The sequence below is a fragment of the Streptomyces glaucescens genome (genome assembly GCF_002154375.1).
Classification (GTDB): domain Bacteria; phylum Actinomycetota; class Actinomycetes; order Streptomycetales; family Streptomycetaceae; genus Streptomyces; species Streptomyces glaucescens.
Window position 1 is genome coordinate 1 of record NZ_MUND01000870.1, and the last position, 3,117, is coordinate 3,117.

General features: G+C 75.0%; 3 protein-coding genes. 2 read left to right on the plus strand and 1 reads right to left on the minus strand.

Annotated features, from left to right (window positions below; genetic code table 11):
- Positions 1–963 (minus strand): winged helix DNA-binding domain-containing protein (locus tag CCN42_RS38650; RefSeq protein WP_086741879.1); only part of this gene is annotated, 963 nt, incomplete at its 3' end.
- Between the two features lie 330 nt (positions 964–1,293).
- Here CCN42_RS38650 and CCN42_RS38655 point away from each other — a divergent pair.
- Entirely contained in the window at positions 1,294–2,697 is a 1,404-nt protein-coding gene (locus CCN42_RS38655; RefSeq protein ID WP_086741878.1) for a DUF2252 domain-containing protein, read from the plus strand.
- Positions 2,698–2,800: 103 nt separating this feature from the next.
- Positions 2,801–3,070: a hypothetical protein gene (locus CCN42_RS38660; protein WP_086171913.1), complete on the plus strand. Its 270-nt coding sequence runs from the start codon at positions 2,801–2,803 to the stop codon at positions 3,068–3,070.
- The last annotated feature ends 47 nt before the right edge of the window (positions 3,071–3,117 follow it).

Consider the following 3,117-nt stretch of genomic DNA (forward strand, 5'->3'; position numbering starts at 1 on the left):
CCCGAACAGCGCCGGGCGCAGCTCGGGCGCGAGATACCAGTCACGCTGCTGCCAGCCCATCGCCGTCGGGTCCAGGGCGGGCAGCAGCGCCGCCCAGGGTTCGGCGGGCTCCGGCACGGGCTCCTCGTCGCCCTCGACGACGTACCCCGTGCCCTCGTCCAGTGCCACCTCCCGCGCCCCGATCGCCCCCAGCGCCCGGCGCACCTCCGTCACCCGCCACCCCGTCCACCACTTCAGGTCGGCCTCGCCGGCCGGTCCGCAGACGGTGAGCCAGCGGCGCAGCAGGGCGGCCTGGGCCCCGGCGACGTCCAGCTCGGGATGGTCCGGCGCCGGTGCCCAGCGGAACTGCGACGACGTCCAGGAGCCCAGCGGCCGGCCCCGGACCACCTTGCCCTCCACGCCCAGCACCCGCAGCAGCCGCCCGGAGACGGTGTGCACACCCTCGTAGCTCTTCCCGGCCGCGTACACGAACTGCTCCCGCAGCCGTGGCTCGTCCGTGGCCAGCTCCGCCGCCGTCGCCTCCCCGCGCCGGGCCAGCGCCGCCAGCGTCGACGCCTCCACCTCGGCCAGCCACGCCGCGTCCGGCGCGCCCGCCTTCGCCATGTCCTTCACCAGCGAGGCGCGTTCGCGGGCGGCGACCGCGATGCCCGTCGAGGCGTGCACCACGGCGGTCAGCTCCACCGGGAGGACGAACACGGTGTGGCGCATGCCGTGCATCCGGACCAGGGACCTGTCCTCGTACAGCGCCCGCTCGGTCTCCGCGACCGTCTTCACCGGCTCCGCCAGCCGCGCCCCCACCGCCAGATACACCGTCGCCGGATCCGTGCCGTGCAGCGCCACCAGCGCCTCGGCGACGTCCTCGGGGCGCGTGGCCCTGGTCCCCGCCGCCAGCCGGTGCCGTATCCCCAGCCGGGCCCGCCGCTCGGCCACGCCGATCTGCCGCCGCGCCGCCCCTCCGCTCATACCGACCTCACACCCGTCGATCCGTACTGCTGGTCCGTACCACCGGTCCGTACCGCGGTCCTTACCGCCGGTCCGTACCGCGGTCCTTACCGCCGGATCCGTCCCCGTCGATCCGCCCCGCGGCACCGCGCTGCCGATCCTGCCCGACACCACTGACAACCGGCCCGCGCCCGGCACCTCGCCCGGGTCACCCGTTCGCCGTACTGGGCATGCGCCACCCCTGCCCACGGCCGTTCACTGCCAACAGGAGGCGGCGACCCAGGGAGATGTGCGAGCGATGCAGCGCCACGGCAACGACCACCGCATACGGCCATCGGCCGCCGCCACACCATGACGGCCACCCCCGGCCCGACGGGCCCCACCAGTCCCGGCAACTCCGGCAACCCCACCGGCCCCGCCAGCCCCGCCGTCCGTGTCGACCGCGGCAGGGCCGCCCGCAAACGCGTCACCCGCACCGCACACGCCGGCTGGCTCGCGCCCGTGGACCGGCAGGACCCCATCGCCGTACTGGAGAAACAGGGCCGCGACCGGCTGCCGGAGCTGCTGCCCATCCGGTACGGACGCATGGCCGCCTCCCCGTTCGCCTTCCTGCGCGGCGCCGCCGCCGTGTTCGCCGCCGACCTCGCCACCCGGCCGCACACCGGGCTGACCGTGCAGTTGTGCGGTGACGCCCACCTGCTCAACTTCGGCGTCTACGCCTCCCCGGAACGCGCCCTGCTCTTCGACCTCAACGACTTCGACGAGACCTACCCCGGTCCCTTCGAGTGGGACGTCAAACGGCTCGCCGCCAGCGTCGCGGTCGCCGCCCGGGAGAACGGGCACACCGACCCCAAGGCGCACCGCGCCGCCCTGGAGTCGGCCGCCGCCTACCGCACCGCCATGCGGCGGCTGGCCCTGATGGGCGAACTGGACGCCTGGTACGAGCGGATCGAGGCCGACCGGCTGCTGCCCCTGGTCCGGTCCGCGCGCAGCCGCCGTAGGGTCGAGGCCAGCCTCACCCGGGCCCGCCGCCGCACCAGCCTCCAGGCCCTGGACAAACTGACCGAGATCGTCGACGGCCGCCGCCGTATCCTCCACGACCCGCCGCTGCTCGAACCGGCCGGCGCCCCCGACGCCGCCGCCCTGCGCAAGATCTTCAGCGACTACCGGTCCACCCTCGCCGAGGAGCGGCGGCTCCTCCTCGACCGCTACCGGTACGTCGACGCCGCCCGCAAGGTGGTCGGTGTGGGCAGCGTCGGCACCCGCTGCTTCATCGTGCTGCTGGAGGGGCGTGATGCCGACGACCCGCTGTTCCTCCAGGTCAAGGAAGCCGGGACATCCGTCCTGGAGGAGCATCTGCCGAGCGGGCCGTACGACCATCCCGGCCATCGGGTGGTCGCCGGCCAGCGGCTGCTCCAGGCCGCCGGGGACATCTTCCTCGGCTGGATGACCGGACCCCAGGGCCGCTCCTACTACTGGCGGCAGCTGCGCGACATGAAGGGCACCGCCGACGTCGCCGGGATGAGCCCCGCCGAGCTGCGGGCCTACGCCGCTCTGTGCGGCACCGCCCTGGCCCGCGCGCACGCCCGCTCCGGAGACCGCATCGCGATCGCCGCCTACCTCGGCGGCGCCGACACCTTCGACCGCGCGATCGCCGACTTCGCCCTGGCCTACGCCGACCAGACCGCCGCCGACCACACCGCCCTGGGCGCGGCCGTCGCGGCGGGCGTGGTCGCGGCCGCGCCGGACGTGTGAGTCGGTGCCGACGGCCCGGAAAAGCGGATGCGGCGCCCCCTCGGCACCGGGCATTCTCAAGGACATCACCCCAAACCCACGTCCCAGGGAAGGAGGCCCTGTCATGGGCACCATCGTGCTTTCCGGGGCGGTCGTCCTGGTCGTCCTGGGCTTCGGAAACCCCCTCTACTGGCTGGCCGCCGTCGCACTGCTCCTCCTGTACGTCCGCCACGGCCGGGAACCGGCCGCACCGCCCCCCACCGGACCGGCGTCCGCCCCCACCACCTACCAGGCGTACCGCGCCCGGCGCGACCAGCAGGCCAAGTGGGAGCGCCGCTACCGCCGCGAGCGCCCCATGGAAACCCGCCGCCAGGAGCGCGGACGGAGCCGCTGAGCCACCGCGCCCCCGGGTCCCGGATCCCCCGGTACCCGGGGGCGCGG